This is a genomic window from Nonomuraea sp. KM90 (assembly GCF_052246675.1).
In the GTDB taxonomy this organism is placed as follows: domain Bacteria; phylum Actinomycetota; class Actinomycetes; order Streptosporangiales; family Streptosporangiaceae; genus Nonomuraea.
The window spans coordinates 195,344-210,476 of record NZ_JBQQCB010000001.1 but is presented as its reverse complement, the minus strand read 5'-3'; the positions used below and the strand labels follow the sequence as shown (position 1 = coordinate 210,476).

At 73.6% G+C, this 15,133-nt stretch carries 16 protein-coding genes; 14 read left to right on the top strand and 2 right to left on the bottom strand.

Annotation, left to right across the window (positions count from 1 at the left end; genetic code table 11):
• Positions 1-7 precede the first annotated feature (7 nt).
• Both ACTWPW_RS01300 and ACTWPW_RS01295 read left to right on the top strand, forming a co-directional pair.
• A complete protein-coding gene (locus tag ACTWPW_RS01300; protein ID WP_375109189.1) occupies positions 8-301 on the top strand; it encodes a hypothetical protein in 294 nt (97 codons plus the stop codon).
• Positions 298-1,788, top strand: a complete 1,491-nt coding sequence (locus ACTWPW_RS01295) for a sodium:solute symporter family transporter (protein WP_443167714.1) — start codon at positions 298-300, stop codon at positions 1,786-1,788. The genes ACTWPW_RS01300 and ACTWPW_RS01295 overlap by 4 nt, the downstream gene beginning before the upstream one ends.
• A 380-nt stretch (positions 1,789-2,168) precedes the next feature.
• On the opposite strand, the gene ACTWPW_RS01290 is transcribed toward ACTWPW_RS01295, so the two are convergent.
• Positions 2,169-3,008 (bottom strand): deoxyribonuclease IV, encoded by an 840-nt coding sequence (locus ACTWPW_RS01290; protein ID WP_364136672.1) that lies wholly within the window; start codon positions 3,006-3,008, stop codon positions 2,169-2,171.
• Positions 3,009-3,190: 182 nt separating this feature from the next.
• Between ACTWPW_RS01290 and ACTWPW_RS01285 the strand changes: the two genes are divergently transcribed.
• The 8 genes from ACTWPW_RS01285 (at position 3,191) to ACTWPW_RS01250 (ending at position 8,952) form a co-directional block, all read left to right on the top strand.
• Positions 3,191-4,135 carry an NADP-dependent oxidoreductase gene (locus ACTWPW_RS01285; protein ID WP_443167713.1) on the top strand — a complete coding sequence of 315 codons (945 nt, stop codon included), beginning with the start codon at positions 3,191-3,193 and terminating at the stop codon, positions 4,133-4,135.
• 95 nt (positions 4,136-4,230) lie between these two features.
• Complete coding sequence (uraD, locus tag ACTWPW_RS01280; protein ID WP_443167712.1) at positions 4,231-4,731, top strand: 2-oxo-4-hydroxy-4-carboxy-5-ureidoimidazoline decarboxylase; 501 nt, start codon at positions 4,231-4,233, stop codon at positions 4,729-4,731.
• Positions 4,728-5,027, top strand: coding sequence for a hydroxyisourate hydrolase (gene uraH, locus ACTWPW_RS01275; RefSeq protein ID WP_364136678.1), 300 nt, complete (start codon positions 4,728-4,730; stop codon positions 5,025-5,027). Before uraD ends, uraH begins: the two co-directional genes overlap by 4 nt.
• The gene (pucL, locus tag ACTWPW_RS01270; protein ID WP_375109193.1) at positions 5,028-5,891 is read left to right on the top strand and encodes a factor-independent urate hydroxylase; all 864 of its coding nucleotides are present in this window, start codon (positions 5,028-5,030) and stop codon (positions 5,889-5,891) included.
• A gap of 4 nt (positions 5,892-5,895) precedes the next feature.
• Positions 5,896-6,756, top strand: a complete 861-nt coding sequence (locus tag ACTWPW_RS01265) for an FAD binding domain-containing protein (protein ID WP_443167711.1) — start codon at positions 5,896-5,898, stop codon at positions 6,754-6,756.
• Positions 6,756-7,226, top strand: coding sequence for a (2Fe-2S)-binding protein (locus tag ACTWPW_RS01260; protein ID WP_375109195.1), 471 nt, complete (start codon positions 6,756-6,758; stop codon positions 7,224-7,226). Before ACTWPW_RS01265 ends, ACTWPW_RS01260 begins: the two co-directional genes overlap by 1 nt.
• Positions 7,223-8,626: an 8-oxoguanine deaminase gene (locus ACTWPW_RS01255; protein WP_375109196.1), complete on the top strand. Its 1,404-nt coding sequence runs from the start codon at positions 7,223-7,225 to the stop codon at positions 8,624-8,626. Before ACTWPW_RS01260 ends, ACTWPW_RS01255 begins: the two co-directional genes overlap by 4 nt.
• Positions 8,627-8,739: 113 nt before the next feature.
• Complete coding sequence (locus ACTWPW_RS01250; RefSeq protein WP_364136688.1) at positions 8,740-8,952, top strand: EF-hand domain-containing protein; 213 nt, start codon at positions 8,740-8,742, stop codon at positions 8,950-8,952.
• On the opposite strand, the gene ACTWPW_RS01245 is transcribed toward ACTWPW_RS01250, so the two are convergent.
• Entirely contained in the window at positions 8,947-10,110 is a 1,164-nt protein-coding gene (locus ACTWPW_RS01245) for a winged helix DNA-binding domain-containing protein (protein ID WP_443167710.1), read from the bottom strand. The genes ACTWPW_RS01250 and ACTWPW_RS01245 overlap by 6 nt on opposite strands.
• A gap of 153 nt (positions 10,111-10,263) precedes the next feature.
• On the opposite strand from ACTWPW_RS01245, the gene ACTWPW_RS01240 reads away from it, so the two are divergent.
• From ACTWPW_RS01240 to alc, 4 genes are all read left to right on the top strand, one after another.
• Positions 10,264-11,574 (top strand): nucleobase:cation symporter-2 family protein, encoded by a 1,311-nt coding sequence (locus ACTWPW_RS01240; RefSeq protein ID WP_375109198.1) that lies wholly within the window; start codon positions 10,264-10,266, stop codon positions 11,572-11,574.
• A 98-nt stretch (positions 11,575-11,672) separates the two neighbouring features.
• Positions 11,673-12,830: a glycerate kinase gene (locus ACTWPW_RS01235; RefSeq protein WP_375109199.1), complete on the top strand. Its 1,158-nt coding sequence runs from the start codon at positions 11,673-11,675 to the stop codon at positions 12,828-12,830.
• Positions 12,827-14,149: an allantoinase AllB gene (allB, locus tag ACTWPW_RS01230; protein ID WP_443167709.1), complete on the top strand. Its 1,323-nt coding sequence runs from the start codon at positions 12,827-12,829 to the stop codon at positions 14,147-14,149. The genes ACTWPW_RS01235 and allB overlap by 4 nt, the downstream gene beginning before the upstream one ends.
• Positions 14,150-15,094 carry an allantoicase gene (gene alc / locus ACTWPW_RS01225; RefSeq protein ID WP_443167708.1) on the top strand — a complete coding sequence of 315 codons (945 nt, stop codon included), beginning with the start codon at positions 14,150-14,152 and terminating at the stop codon, positions 15,092-15,094.
• The last annotated feature ends 39 nt before the right edge of the window (positions 15,095-15,133 follow it).

Here is a 15,133-nt window from a genome sequence, read left to right as displayed (position 1 = left end):
GGGAGCGGTGAAGGCGGAGCGGCGCGTCGTCGTGTCGAGACGGCCCGCCGCGCTCGGGCGGGACCGCGGCCGGCCGGGTCCCGACGAGGGCGTGACCGACGTGCCCGCCATCGTGGGCCTGCAGTTACGGCAGGCGCTGCGCACCGTGGCCGCCGTCGTCGCCCTGCTGCTGGGCGCCCCGGTGATCGCGGTGTGGGTGCCCGCCCCCTGGGCCTGGGTGTTGCTGTCGCTGGCCGTCCAGGGGGCGTGGGTGGGTCTGGCCGTGCTGCAGCTCAGACGGGCGGAGCGGCTGGAGAGATGACCGTCGCGGTGCTCACCGGGATCGCCTTCGTGCTGGTTCTGGGCGTCATGGTGGGCGCCGCGCGACCACGCCGCGCCGGCGGCGTCTCCGACTTCTACGTGGCGGCCAGGGCGGTTCACCCCTGGTGGAACGGCGCCGCGATCTCCTCCGAGTTCACCTCGGCCGCCGCCTGCCTGGGCACGGCCGGGCTCATCGCCACCCGGGGCTCGCCGATGTTGTGGTATCCGGCGGGGGCCGCCGCCGGGTTCGTCGTCATCCTGGCCCTGGTGGTCGCGCCGCTGCGGCGCTCGGGGACGTACACGCTGCCCGACTTCGCCGAATGGCGGCTGCGCTCGGCGCCGCTGCGCCGCTTCGCCACCTGCTTCGCGCTCGTCATCGGGCTGGCCTTCCTGGTCGCCCAGCTCCACGCCGCCGGGGTGGTGGTGCGGCTGCTGACCGGCCTGCCGCCGTGGCTGGGGTGGACGGGCGTCGCGGCGGCGGCGCTGGCGGTGGCGTTCGCCGGCGGGCAGGGGAGCGCGACGAGCGTGCAGGCCTCACAGTTCCTGCTGAAGCTGGTCGTGTTCCTCGGGGTCGGCGTGGCGTGCTGCTGGATGGCCGGGACGTGGCCCCTCGACCGGTTCGAGGGCGCCTACCGGGCCGCGGGCGCGGGGCTGGCGGGGGTGGGCGACCCGTCGCTGCCGGGGGTGCTGGCCGTGCTGCTGGCGTGCGCGCTGGGCACGATGGGGCTGCCGCACGTGATCGTGCGGGTCTACACCAACAGGGACGGGAGCGGGGCCCGGCGGTCGATCGTGGCCACGCAGATCATGCTGGCCGTCTTCTGCGTCGTGCCGCCGCTCTACGGGGTCATGGGGCACGCGCACGCCCGCGACGCGGCGGCGGACGAGATCGTGCTCCTGCTGCCCGCCAGGATGCATCCTGGGGCCGTGGGAGACGTGCTCACGGGGCTGCTGGCCGCGGGGGCGTTCGCGGCCTTCCTGGCCACCGCCGGGGGCGTGCTGGTGGCCGTGGGCGGCGCGGTGTCGACGTTCGTGAGCCGGGCCGGGGTGGGCGCGTTCCGGGTCGCCGTGGTGGTGGTGCTGCTGGGCGCGTTCGTCCTGACGGCGGCCACCGCCCCGGGGACGACGGTGGCGCTGGTGCTGCTCGGCTTCAGCCTCTCGGCCGCCACGTTCTGCCCGCTGCTCGTGCTCGGGATCTGGTGGTGGCGGCTGACGGACGCGGGGGTGGCGGCCGGGTTCGCGCTCGGTGGGGGCGTGACGGCCGTGCTTGTGGCCGGAGGACAGGCAGGCGTGAACATGGGCGCGCTGACTTCCTGCCCCGTCCTGGTCGCCGTGCCGGTCGCCTTTGCCGCGATGGTAGTGATTTCCCTGGTCACACCGGGTCGCATCCCGCGGGAAGTGGGCCGGATGATGGTCAGGATGCATCTGCCCGAGCATCTTGCGGGCCCCCTGACCTACCGTTCGTCGACGCACGGCGACCGCTGGTCGTGATCCTACTCTCCGTATAACGATGACTACTGACCGTTCGACGAGCTGTCCGTAAACAGGGTTTCGCCCACAAGATCGCAACCGTAGTGTTTCGGCATCGGAAGCCATTCCGGCGCATCGGGGGGGACGAGCCGCAAGGCTCACAACAGGTCTGATGCGCCGGCTTCACCGGCGACGCGCAGGTCGCCGCGGCTTGTCGGGCCCTTGACCGGGGGGTGGGGCCCGCCACGCCGGATCCGTGAAGGGGCGCCTGCGAGGCCGCTGGACCAGGCCCCGCGATCCGGCCTTCGGGGGCGGCCGGATCGCGCGAGCAGGCGCCCCTATCACGATGTCAACGATGGTGGGGGTTTTATCCGGCTGGGCGGTGCCGGCCAGGCACCGGGTCAGCCGTCGCGGAGCTTCTTCAGCAGGGTGATGTCCTCGGCGTGCTTGGGCGCCTTGCCCGGCGTCTCGATGCAGATCGGCACCCCGGCCACCGCCGGGTGCCGCATGAGGTCGGCGAACGGCTGGGCGCCGATGTGACCGGCCCCGATGTTCTCGTGGCGGTCCTTCTTCGCGCCGCAGACGTCCTTGGAGTCGTTGGCGTGGATCAGCTTGAGCCGCCCGGGCGCGATCGCGTGCAGGGCGTCGAACGTCTCCTTCACCCCGCCCTCGGCGGCCAGGTCGTGACCGGCGGCGAAGGCGTGGCAGGTGTCGAGGCAGACGCAGGCCCGCGGGTGCCAGTCGAGCGCGGCCAGGTAGGGCTCGAGGTCCTGGACGGTGGCGCACAACATGGCGCCCTGGCCCGCCATCGGCTCCAGCAGTAGGTCGGGGCCGCCCTCGGGGATCTCCTCCAGCAGGGGGAGCAGGTTGTCGCGCACCTGCCGCAGCGCGTCGTCGCGCGACTGCGTCACCGCCGAGCCGGTGTGGACCACGACTCCCTTGGCGCCCGTCTCCACCCCGCGCCGCAGCGTGTGGCGCACGATCGCGATGGAGTTGGCCAGCGTCTCCGGGCTGGGCGAGCCGAAGTTGACGAGATAGGGCACGTGGATGAACGCCTCCACGCCCGACTCGGCCAGCTTGGCGTCCTGGTCGGGTTTGCCCTCGGTGAGCGCCCAGCCCCGCGGGTTGGTGACGAACACCTGGATCATCTCGGCGCCGATCTCGGCCATGTATTTCAGGCCGCCCGTCGCCAGGCCGCCCGTGACGGACACGTGTCCGCCGATCAGGGATTTCAGGGTCATGATGACTCTCAGTGTAGGCGCAGCGGCGGACACTTCCCGCTGACCCGCGCGGCGCGCACAAAGCTTGTTCCAAGACGCCGGGCCGCGAGCCTTGGCGGGGACGCGGGCGGGGAACGCCCTACCGCGTCCGCAGACGCGCGACCGGAAGCGCGGCCAGACGCTCGGTCAGACGGGGAGAGCCCATGCGTGCCATCGCCATTTCCGACTTCGGGGCCGACCCCGAGCTCATCCAGGCGCCCGAGCCCGAGCCGCGGCCCGGCGAACTGCTCGTACGCCTGCGCGCGGCCGCCTACAACCCGGTCGACCACAAGATCGCCAGCGGGGCCATGAAGGACCGGGTGTCGCCCAGGTTCCCGTTCATCATGGGCCAGGACGGTGCCGGGGTCGTGACGGCGGTGGGGCGGGAGGTGAGCGGGTTCCGCCCCGGCGACGAGGTGTACGGCCGCTTCACCGACCCCGCGCGCGGCCTGGGCAGCTACGCCGAGTACGGCGTGGTCGCCCAGGACGGGCCGGTGGCCCGCATGCCCAAGGGCATGATCCCCGAGCAGGCCGCCGCCGTGCCCACCGCCACCGGGACGGCCAGGGACCTGGTCGAGGCGGCCCGGCTGGACGAGGGGCAGACGGTCCTGATCGTCGGGGCGACGGGCGGCGTCGGCCAGTCGGCGATCCAGCTCGCGGCCCTGCGCGGGGCCCGCGTCATCGCCACCAGCTCGCCCGGGGCCGAGGACCTCGTCCGCGCCCTCGGGGCGGCGGAGACCGTGGACCACACCGCCGGACCGGTCGCCGACCAGGTGCGCGCGGCCCACCCCGAGGGGATCGACGCGGTGCTGGACCTCGTCTCGCCGGCCGGCGCCACCCGGCCCCTGGAGGAGCTGCTGCGCCCGGGCGGCGTGATCTGCAGCGTCCTGCACGCGCTCGACCCCGACGCCCTGGCCGCCCGGGAGCTGCGCGGCGTGAACGTGATCAACCGGCTCACCCCCCAGGTGCTCTCGGACCTGGCCGACCTCATCGACGCGGGGCGGCTGCGGGTGCGCGTGCAGGCCCAAGTGCCGCTGGAGCGGACGCCCGCCGCGCTGGCCGGCCTGGCCACCGGGCACGCCCGGGGCAAGACCGTCATCACCATGTGATTGGAGCATGACACGAAAAGTTCCGGGCATCCGGGCCGCGAGTTGGGAGTTCTCGCGGATGGACCGGGCACCTAGCGCATGTGTGTACTTCTGACATGCCCGACACGCTCGACGCCTTCAACGCCCGGTCCCCGGCCGAGGCCGAGGCCGGACTGCTCGCCTGCTGCGCCTCTCGCGCCTTCGCCGGGAAGGTGGCCTCGGGGCGGCCGTACGGCGACCTCGACCGGCTCCTCGCCGCCGCCGGTGCGGCCGTGCTGGAGCTGGGCTGGGACGACGTGCTGGAGGCGCTGGCGGCGCACCCCAGGATCGGAGGGCGGCCCGGCGGGGACGGCCGGGAGGCGTCCTGGTCCCGGCAGGAGCAGGCCGGGGTGGAGGACGGGCTGCGCGCGGAGCTGGCCGAGGGCAACCGGGCCTACGAGGAGCGGTTCGGGCACGTCTACCTCGTCTGCGCCACCGGGCTGACCGGCGCCCAGATGCTGGCCCGGCTGCGGGAGCGGCTGGGCAACGACGAGGAGCGCGAGCGCGCGGTCGTCCGCGGCGAGCTGGCCGCCATCACGAAGCTACGGCTGGGCAAGCTCATGAAGGAGGGAGTATGAGCTTCTCCACCCACGTGCTGGACGCGGTCACCGGCCGCCCCGCCGCCGGCCTGCGCGTACGCCTCGAGCACGACGGCCGCGTGGTGGCCGAGGGGCACACCGACGGCGACGGCCGGATCAAGGGCTGGAACCCGGGGGCCGGGGTCCACCGCGTCGTCTTCGACACCGGGTCGTACCTGGCGGAGACCTTCTACCCCGAGGTCGTCGTCACCTTCACCGTGACAGACCCCGAGCAGCACCACCACGTGCCGCTGCTGCTCAGCCCGTACGCCTACTCGACCTACCGAGGGAGCTAGATGACCGTCAGGCTCGGCGCCAACCGCTACGGCAAGGCGGAGACCAGGCTCGTCCACGTGGTCAGGGACGGCCCCGTGCACCACGTCAAGGACGTCAGCGTCAGCACCTCCCTGTCCGGCGACATGGAGGCCGTCCACCTGACCGGCGACAACGCCGCCGTGCTGCCGACCGACTCGCAGAAGAACACCGTGTACGCCTTCGCCAGGAAGCACGGCGTGGGCCAGATCGAGGAGTTCGCCCTCCGGCTGGCCAGGCACTTCGTCGAGTCGCAGCCCACCGTCCACCACGCCAGGGTGGAGATCGAGGAGTACGGCTGGAACCGCGCCGGGCCGCACTCGTTCGTGCGCGACGGCGGTGAGGTGCGCACGTGCGTGGTCCACCACGACCGCGACGGCCGCGACACGGTCGTGTCCGGGCTCAAGGACCTGGTGGTGCTGAACTCGACGGGCTCGGAGTTCCACGGCTACATCGTGGACGAGTACACCACCCTCCCGCCCACCACCGACCGCGTCCTGGCCACCGCCGTCACCGCCCGCTGGCGGCACGCCGGCGACGGCACCTCCTCCTACGCCAAGTCGTACGAGGAGGTCCGGCGGGCCCTGATCGACGCGTTCGCCGGCACGCACAGCCTCTCCCTCCAGCAGACCCTGTACGCCATGGGCGAGCGCGCCCTCACCACCTGCCCCGAGATCTGCGAGGTCAGGATGGTCATGCCGAACAAGCACCACTTCGCGGTCGACCTGACCCCGTTCGGCCTGGACAACGACAACGAGGTCTTCCACGCCGCCGACCGCCCCTACGGACTCATCGAGGGCGGCGTGCTGCGCGAGGACGCGCCCGACGCCGGATTCGCCTGGGAGTAGGCAGATGGACTTCTTGCGGCCCACGACGTGGGAAGAGGCGCTGGCCGCCAAGGCGGACCAGCCGGAGGCGGTGCCCATCCAGGGCGGCACCGACGTGATGGTGGAGCTGAACTTCGACGTGCGCAGGCCGCCGGCGCTGCTCGACCTCAACCGGGTGGCCGAGCTGCGGGACTGGTCGATGGCGGGCGGCCTGTGCCGGGTCGGGGCCGGGGTGTCGTACGCGACGGTCGTCGCGGAGCTCGGCGGGCCGCTGCCGGGGCTCGCCCAGGCCTCGCGCACGGTCGGCTCGCCGCAGATCCGCAACCGCGGATCCGTCGGCGGGAACCTGGGCGCGGCCTCGCCCGCGGGCGACAGCCACCCGCCGCTGCTGGCGGCGGGAGCGGTGGTCGAGGTGGAGTCGCGCGAGCGCGGGGTCCGGATGATCCCGGCCACGGACTTCTACCTCGGGGTCAAGCGCAGCGCGCTGGAGCCGGACGAGCTGATCAGGGCCGTGCACGTGCCGCCCGCCACCGGGCCCCAGTACTTCTCCAAGGTCGGCACGCGCAACGCGATGGTGATCGCGGTGTGCTCGTTCGCGGTCGCGCTGCACCCCCGGGAGCGGCGGGTCGGCACCGGCATCGGCTCGGCCGCGCCCACCCCGCGCCGGGCGCTGGAGGCCGAGGACCTGCTGGCCCGCGAGCTCGACTGGGACGCGCCGCTCGACCCCGCGCTGCTGCGGCGCTTCGGCGAGCTGTGCGCGCGGGCCGCCGCGCCGATCGACGACGTGCGCGGCACCGCCGCCTACCGCGTGCACGCCATCGGCGTGATGGCCCGCCGCACGCTCACCTGGGCCTGGAACGACCACCTGGAAAAGAGGGCCGCCTGATGCGCGTCACCTTCACCGTCAACGGCCGCGAGGAGATCGCCGAGAACGTCTGGGAGGGCGAGAGCCTCCTGTACGTGCTGCGCGAGCGCCTCGGCCTGCCCGGCTCCAAGAACGCGTGCGAGCAGGGCGAGTGCGGCTCGTGCACGGTCTACCTCGACGGCCTGCCGGTCTGCGCCTGCCTGGTGGCCGCCGGGCAGGCCGAGGGGCGGCGGGTGCGTACCGTGGAGGGGCTGGCCGACGGCGACCGGCTCGACCCGGTGCAGGAGGCGTTCGTCGAGTGCGGGGCCGTGCAGTGCGGCTTCTGCACGCCGGGGCTGCTGGTGCAGGCCCACCACCTGCTCGAACGCGTGCCCCGGCCGTCGGACGCCGAGATCAGGGAGGCGCTGGCGGGCAACCTGTGCCGGTGCACCGGCTACGAGAAGATCCTCGACGCGGTGCGCCTGGCCGCCTCCCGGAAGGCGGCCGGATGAGCGTCCTCATCGAGAACGTGTACATCGCCCCTGTCGCCGGCCCCGAGATCGAATCCGGATATATCAGGATCGATGGGGACCGGATCGCCGAGCTCGGCGCCGGGCCCGCGCCCGCCGTCCCCGGCGCCTCGCGCATCGACGGCACCGGCTGCCTGGCCACCCCCGGCCTGGTCAACACCCACCACCACCTGTACCAGTGGGCCTCGCAGGGTCTGGCGCAGGACGCGACGCTGTTCGAGTGGCTGGTGGCGCTCTACCGGGTGTGGGCGGCCATGGACGCCGAGGTGGTCAAGGGCGCGGCCCAGGCCGGGCTGAGCTGGCTGGCGCTGTCGGGCTGCACCACCTCCAGCGACCACCACTACGTCTTCCCCAAGGGCCGGGGCGACCTCCTCGCGGCCGAGATCGAGGCCGCCCGCGAGGTGGGCCTCAGGTTCCACCCCGCGCGCGGCTCCATGGACCGGGGGGAGTCGAAGGGCGGGCTGCCGCCGGACGTCGTGGTCGAGGAGCTGGACGACATCCTGGCCGCCACTGCCGAGGCCGTGGACGCCTATCACGACCCCTCGTTCTCCTCCATGCTGCGCGTGGTGGTCGCGCCGTGCTCGCCGTTCTCGGCCAGCGCCGAGCTGATGACCGAGTCCGCCGCCCTGGCCCGGGCCAAGGGCGTACGCCTGCACACCCACCTCGCCGAGACCCTCGACGAGGACGAGCACTGCCTGCGGGAGTTCGGGCTGCGCCCGGTCGACTACATGGAGAAGCTGGGCTGGCTGGGCCCGGACGTGTGGTTCGCGCACGCCGTGCACCTGAGCGACGCCGACATCGGCAAGCTGGCCGCCACCGGCACCGGCTCCGCGCACTGCCCCTCCTCGAACGGGCGCCTCGGCGCGGGGATCGCCCGCGTGTCGGAGCTGCTGCGCCGCGGCGCGAACGTGGGACTCGGCGTGGACGGCAACGCCTCCTCCGAGCTGACCGCGCTGGCCGGGGAGATGCGGCAGGCCCTGCTGTTCCAGCGCGCCAGGTACGGCCCCGAGGCGCTCACCGCCAGGCAGGCCCTGGAGCTGGCCACGCTGGGCGGCGCCCGCAACCTCGGCCGGGAGGGCGAGCTCGGGTCGCTGGAGCCCGGCAAGCTGGCCGACGTCGCCCTGTGGCGGGTCGACGGGCCGTACACCGCCGCCGTCGCCGACCCGGTGTGCGCGCTCGTCTTCGGGCCCGTGCCGCCGCTGGCCAGGGTGCTGGTCGGGGGGCGTACGGTGGTGGCCGACGGCGAGTTAAGGACCGTCGCCCAGGACGCGGCCGGGCGGGCGGGCGCCGCGGCGCACCGGCGGCTGATGCGGCTCGCGGAGGAACGCGGGATCACCGCCGCCAAGGAGGTCCACCAGGATCAGGGCGACGCCGGAACCTGACGGGACCCCTGCCGCACTCTGGCGCTCTCGTGCTTGCTGTCACTCGTCATGGGACCCATCGTGTCCGGGCCACTAAGGTGTAAATGTCCGAAACGAGCAGGAAAGGCGGTCCCGTGTCGGCGGAACTCCCAGACGAGCGGCTGGCGCAGCTCAGGAACACTTTCGCGTCGATCGACACCGACGGCGACGGCTACATCAGCGAGGCCGAGCTGAAGCGGCACTTCCCCGACCTCCCGGCGGAGGCGCTCGGGGCGATGAGCCAGGAGGCCGACTCCGACCAGGACGGCCGCTACTCGCTGGAGGAGTTCATCCGGACGCTCTCATAGGGCCGACAGCGCGCGTTCCAGCGGGGTGCGGAAGCGGGGGGTCACCGTGATCCCGCCCAGCCAGGAGGCCAGCCCGGCCACCTCGGCCTCGATCGCGGCCCGCGCGTCCGCACCCACGTCCGCGCCCGGCAGGGCGCGCCACACGATCTCGCCGCCGGGCCGCTGCGCCCAGCCGCCCACCACCCGGCCGTCCCACCAGACGGTGGGGCCCACGTTCCCGCTGCGGTCGAACAGCTCGGCCCGGTGCTCCGGCGGCAGGTACCAGTCGCGGGCCTGCCAGCCCATCGGCGTCGGGTCGAGCGCGGGCAGCAGCGCCGCCCACGGCTCGGGCGCCACGACCTCTTCCCGCTCGTCAGGCAGGTCGTCCGGCAGCACGTAGCCCGTGCCCTCGTCCAGCTCCACCGCCACCGCGCCGGTGGCGGCCAGGGCCCGGCGCACGTCCTTGAGCGTCCAGCCGGTCCACCACTTGAGGTCCGCCTCCGTGCCCGGGCCGAACGCCGCCAGCCACCGGGCCACCAGCGCCGCCTGCGCCTCGTGCGCGGCCAGCTCGGCCATCTCCGGGGCCAGGCCCCAGTAGTGCGTGCCGCTGACCCACGTGCCGGACACGCGGGCCCGCCGTACCAGGAGGCCGTCCATCGCCATCAGGGCGAGCAGGCGCGAGCCCAGGCTCACCACGCCCTCGTACGGCTTGCCCACCGCCACCGTGAACCGCTCGCGCAGCCGCGGCTCCAGCGCCCCCAGCTCGGCCGCCGTGGCGTCGCCCGACTCGGCCAGCAGCCGCAGCACCGACGCCTCGACGTCCTTGAGCCGGGTCTCGTCCCAGCCGCCCAACGCGATCACCTTCAGCACGGACGCGCGCTCCCTGCGGGCGATCGCCGGCATCGAGGAGTGGTGCACGACCGGCACCAGCTCCGCCGGGACCACGAAGACCGTGCGCCGCATGCCGGTCATCCGCACCAGCGTGCGGTCGGCGTACAGGGCCCGCTCGACCGGCTCCGGGCCGGGGGCCGCCAGGCGCGCGCCCGCCGACAGGAACACCGTCGCCGGGTCGGTGCCGTGCAGCGCCACCACGGACTCCGCCGCCTCCTCCGGCGTGGCGGCCTTGCGCGCCAGCCGGTGCCGCAGGGCCAGCCGCACCTGCCGCTGTCTCGTCGTCATCCGCACAAAGGCCCCCTTTCCCGCAGTGAGCCTAGTTGGAGGATCACACACCTGACGACAGGTGCGGCGGGCAGCGGTTGATGGGCTTGTGCATAGGTTCGCGGGGAGATCGCTTGTTTCACTTGAGGTCACCCCCTGAACCTGGAGTGACTCATGAAGAGTGAGGTGCATCCGGTCGACGCCCGCCTGCCGGCCGCGCAGCTCGGCACGCTCGGGCTGCAGCACGTGCTGGCGATGTACGCGGGCGCCGTCGCGGTGCCGCTCATCGTGGGCGGTGCGCTCGACCTGCCTCCCGACCAGCTCGCGTACCTGATCAACGCCGACCTGCTGATCAGCGGCATCGCCACGCTCATCCAGTGCGTCGGGGTGTGGCGGTTCGGGGTCCGGCTGCCGATCATGCAGGGCTGCACGTTCGCGGCCGTCACCCCGATGGTGCTGATCGGCACCACCCAGGGCGGCCTGCCGGCCATCTACGGCGCGGTCATCGTGTCGGGGCTGCTCGTCGTGGCCGTCGCCCCCTACTTCGCCCGGATCGTCAGGTTCTTCCCGCCGCTGGTCACCGGCACCATCATCACCATCATCGGGATCTCGCTGCTGCCGGTCGCCGCCCGCTGGGCCGCCGGGGGCGCGGGCAGCCCGTCGTACGGGGAACCGCGCAACATCGCCATGGCCGCGGCCGTGCTGCTGTTCATCCTCGCGATCTACCGGCTGTCCAAGGGATTCCTGGGCCGGGTGGCCGTGCTGGCCGGCATCGTGGCGGGCACGCTCGTGGCGATCCCGCTCGGGTTCACGGACTTCTCGAACGTCGGCTCGGCCGACCTGTTCGGGATCAGCACGCCGTTCGCGTTCGGGATGCCCACGTTCCAGGTCACGGCGATCATCTCGATGTGCGTGGTCATGCTCGTCTCCATGACCGAGACGACCGGCGACTTCGTGGCGGTGGCCGAGATGACCGGCTCGGAGCTCACCCCGCGGCGGCTGGCCGACGGGTTGCGGGCCGACGGGTTCTCCACCGCGCTGGGCGGCGTGTTCAACACCTTCCCCTACACCGCCTACGCCCAGAACGTCGGGCTCGTCGGGCTGACCGGTGTACGCAGCCGCTGGGTCGTCGCCACCGCCGGCGGCATCCTCGTGCTGCTCGGCCTGATCCCCGTGCTCGGCGCGGTGATCGCGGCCATCCCGCAGCCGGTGCTCGGCGGCGCGGGCATCGCCATGTTCGGCACCGTGGCCGCCTCCGGCATCCGCACGCTGGCGAAGGTGAGCTTCGAGGGCAACCACAACCTGGTCATCGTGGCGGTCTCCCTCGGCGTGGCCGCCATCCCGGTCGGCGTGCCGGACTTCTACGACAAGTTCCCCGACTGGGCCCAGACCATCCTCAACAGCGGCATCAGCACGGGCAGCCTGCTGGTGATCCTCCTGAACCTCGTCTTCAACCACCTGCGCCCCGCCCAGCGCGCGAGCTGAGCGGGCCGGGATGTGATGATGAGTCACGCCTTCCTGCCCGCTCGCACCGGGCAGGAAGGCGTGTCAGGACATTGTTCATCATCAGGTGGGAGTTCGTAGTGGTTCAGCACGTACTGGTCGCCCCCGACAAGTTCAAGGGGACGCTGACGGCGGCCGAGGTGGCATCCCGGGTGTCGGCAGGGCTCGGCGTGCCCACGGTCGAGCTGCCCGTCGCCGACGGGGGCGACGGCACCGTCGACGCGGCGGTGGCGGCCGGATTCGGCCGGATCACGATCGAGGTCACCGGCCCCACCGGCGAGCGGATCCCCGCCTCCTACGCCTGGCACCCCAACGGCACCGCCGTGGTCGAGCTGTCGGAGGCGTCCGGGCTGCGCCGGCTGCCCGGCGGGCGCGAGCCCCTGACCGCCACCAGTTACGGCACCGGCGAGCTGGTCGCCGACGCCGTGCGCCGGGGCGCCGAGCGGGTGGTCCTGGGCCTGGGCGGCAGCGCGTGCACCGATGGGGGAGCGGGCATGGCGCAGGCCCTGGGCGCCCGCCTGCTGGACGCCGGCGGCGCCGAGCTGTCCCGGGGCGGGGCGGCGCTGCAGGCGCTGGCCCGTATCGACATGTCGGGCTTCCTGGACGTCTCGGGCGTCGAGTTCGTGGTGGCCAGCGACGTGGACAACCCCCTGCTCGGCCCGCACGGCGCCGCCGCCGTCTACGGGCCCCAGAAGGGCGCCACACCCGACGACGTCAAGACGCTGGAGGCCGCGCTGTCCCGCCTGGCCGCCGTGGCCACGGCCACGCACGGGCTGATGGGGGCGGTCGAGCACGACGACGTCCCGCGTGCCATGGGCGTGGCGGGAGCGCCGGGGGCGGGGGCGGCCGGCGGGGTCGGGTTCGCGGCGCTGGCGTTCCTGCACGCCGAGCTGCGGCCCGGCATCGACTACCTGCTCGACCTGCTCGGGTTCGGCGAGCTGGTCCAGGGCGCGCGCCTGGTGATCACGGGTGAGGGGTCGCTGGACGAGCAGTCGCTGCGCGGCAAGGCGCCCGTCGGCGTGGCGCAGGCCGCCGCCAGGGCGGGCGTGCCGGTGGTGGCCGTCTGCGGGCGCCGTACGCTCAGCGACGCCGACCTGAAGGCCGCGGGCATCGAGGCCGCCTACGCCCTGACGGACCTGGAGCCCGACCCGGCCCGCTGCATGGCCGAGGCCGGCCCGCTGCTCGAACGCCTGGCCTCCCGGCTCGCCGCCGACCGCCTCCTGGAGGGGACCGGATGACCGGATTCGACACCGAGTTCGACACCGTCGTCAGATCGCGCAGGACCGTCACGCCGGAGGGCGAGCGGGCCGTCGCCGTGGCCGTACGGGGCGAGGTGATCGCCGCCCTGTACGACTACGCCGCCCCGGTCCCCGCCACCGAGGACATCGACCTGCGCGACGTGGCCCTCCTGCCGGGCCTGGTCGACACGCACGTCCACGTCAACGAGCCGGGCCGCACCCACTGGGAGGGCTTCGACTCCGCCACCCGGGCCGCCGCCGCGGGAGGCGTCACCACGATCCTGGACATGCCGCTCAACTCCCTGCCGCCCACCGTCTCAGCCGGGGCGCTCGAGGTCAAACAGCGGGCCGCCGAGGGGCAGTGCCACGTGGACGTCGGCTTCTGGGGCGGCGCGGTGCCCGGCAACGTCAAGGACCTCGCGCCCCTGCACGAGCGCGGCGTCTACGGGTTCAAGTGCTTCATGTCGCCCTCGGGCGTGGACGAGTTCCCGCCGCTGGCCGACGACGAGCTGCGGGAGGCTCTGGAGGAGATCGCCGGGTTCGGCGGGATGATGGTCGTGCACGCCGAGGACCCGGCGCTGCTGGCCGAGCCCGGCGGGCCGACCTACCGGGAGTTCCTCGACTCCCGGCCGGGGGAGTCCGAGCGCAGCGCCGTCGAGCGGGTCGTCCGGCTGGCCGCCGAGACCGGCTGCCGGGTGCACGTCCTGCACGTCTCCAGCGCCGCCTGCCTGGACGTCCTGGAGGCCGCCCAGGCCCGGGGCGTGGCGGTCTCGGCCGAGACCTGCCCGCACTACCTGACGCTGGCGGCCGAGCAGGTGCCCGAGGGCGGGACCGCGTACAAGTGCTGCCCGCCGATCCGCTCCGAGGCCAACCGCGACCTGCTGTGGGACGGGCTCGCGCGGGGGGTGCTGAGCTGCGTGGTGTCCGACCACTCGCCGTCCACGGCCGAGCTCAAGGTGCCCGACTTCGCCGCCGCGTGGGGCGGCATCGCCTCGCTCCAGCTCGGGTTGCCGGCCGTCTGGACGGAGGCCGCGCGCCGGGGGCACCGGCTGGGGGACGTGGTCCGCTGGATGTCGGCCAACCCCGCCGCCCTGGCCGGCATCTCCGGAAAAGGCGGGATAAAGGTCGGAAACGACGCCGATCTGGTGGCCTTCGATCCCGGCGCCGACAACCTGATCGACGCCGCCCGCCTCCACCACAAGAACCCCGTCACCCCCTACCACGGCCGCACCCTCAAGGGCGCCGTGCTGACCACCTGGCTGCGCGGCCGCCCGGTGGACGGCACGCCGCACGGACGATTCCTGCCGGGAGCGCAGTAGATGATCCGCTTCACGACCCTGCCCGACCTCGCCCTGCGCACCCTCGGCGGGTCCGTCGTGGCGGCCAGCGACGAGTCGTTCGCCGAGAAGGAGAGCCTGATCAGGCCGGGCCGGCCGGAGTTCTCGCCCGCGACGTTCGGCAACAAGGGGCAGGTGTACGACGGGTGGGAGACCCGCCGCCGCCGCGAACCCGGCCACGACTGGGCACTCGTACGGCTCGGCCTGCCCGGGGTGATCCGCGGCGTGGTGATCGACACCGCCTGGTTCAAGGGCAACTACCCGCCCCACGCCTCCGTGGCGGCCACCTGCGTGGCGGGCTACCCGTCACCGGCCGAGCTGCTGGCGGCGCCGTGGACGGAGATCGTGCCGAGGTCCGACCTCAAGGGGGACGCCGAGCACCACTTCGAGGTCGCCGACGAGTCCCGGTACACGCACGTACGGCTCAGCATCCACCCCGACGGCGGCGTCGCCCGCCTGCGGGTGCACGGCGAGGCGCGCCCCGACCTGTCCCTGTACGAGGGCCTCGGCCTCGACCTGGCCGCCCTCGCCAACGGCGGTCTGGTCACCGCCTGCTCCGACGAGTTCTACTCCGCGCCCAACAACGTCATCGCGCCGGGGCTGGCCCGGCACCAGGCGGAGGGCTGGGAGACGGCCCGGCGGCGGGGCGAGGGCAACGACTGGCTCGTCATCCGGCTGGCCGGGCGCGGGATCGTCCGGCTGGCCGAGATCGACACCACGAACCTGCTGTTCAACGCGCCCGGCGCGGTGTCGCTGACGGGGCTGGACGGGGAGCGCGAGGTGGAGCTCCTGCCCAGGACCCGCCTGCAGCCCGACACGCCGCACCGCTTCCGCCTCGGCCACGCGGAGCCGGTGACGCACGTGCGGGTGGACATCCACCCGGACGGCGGCCTGGCCCGCGTCCGCCTGCACGGCCACCTCGCCTGACGGCATCGAGCGCCCCGGAGCCCCGGGGCGCTCGCCGGC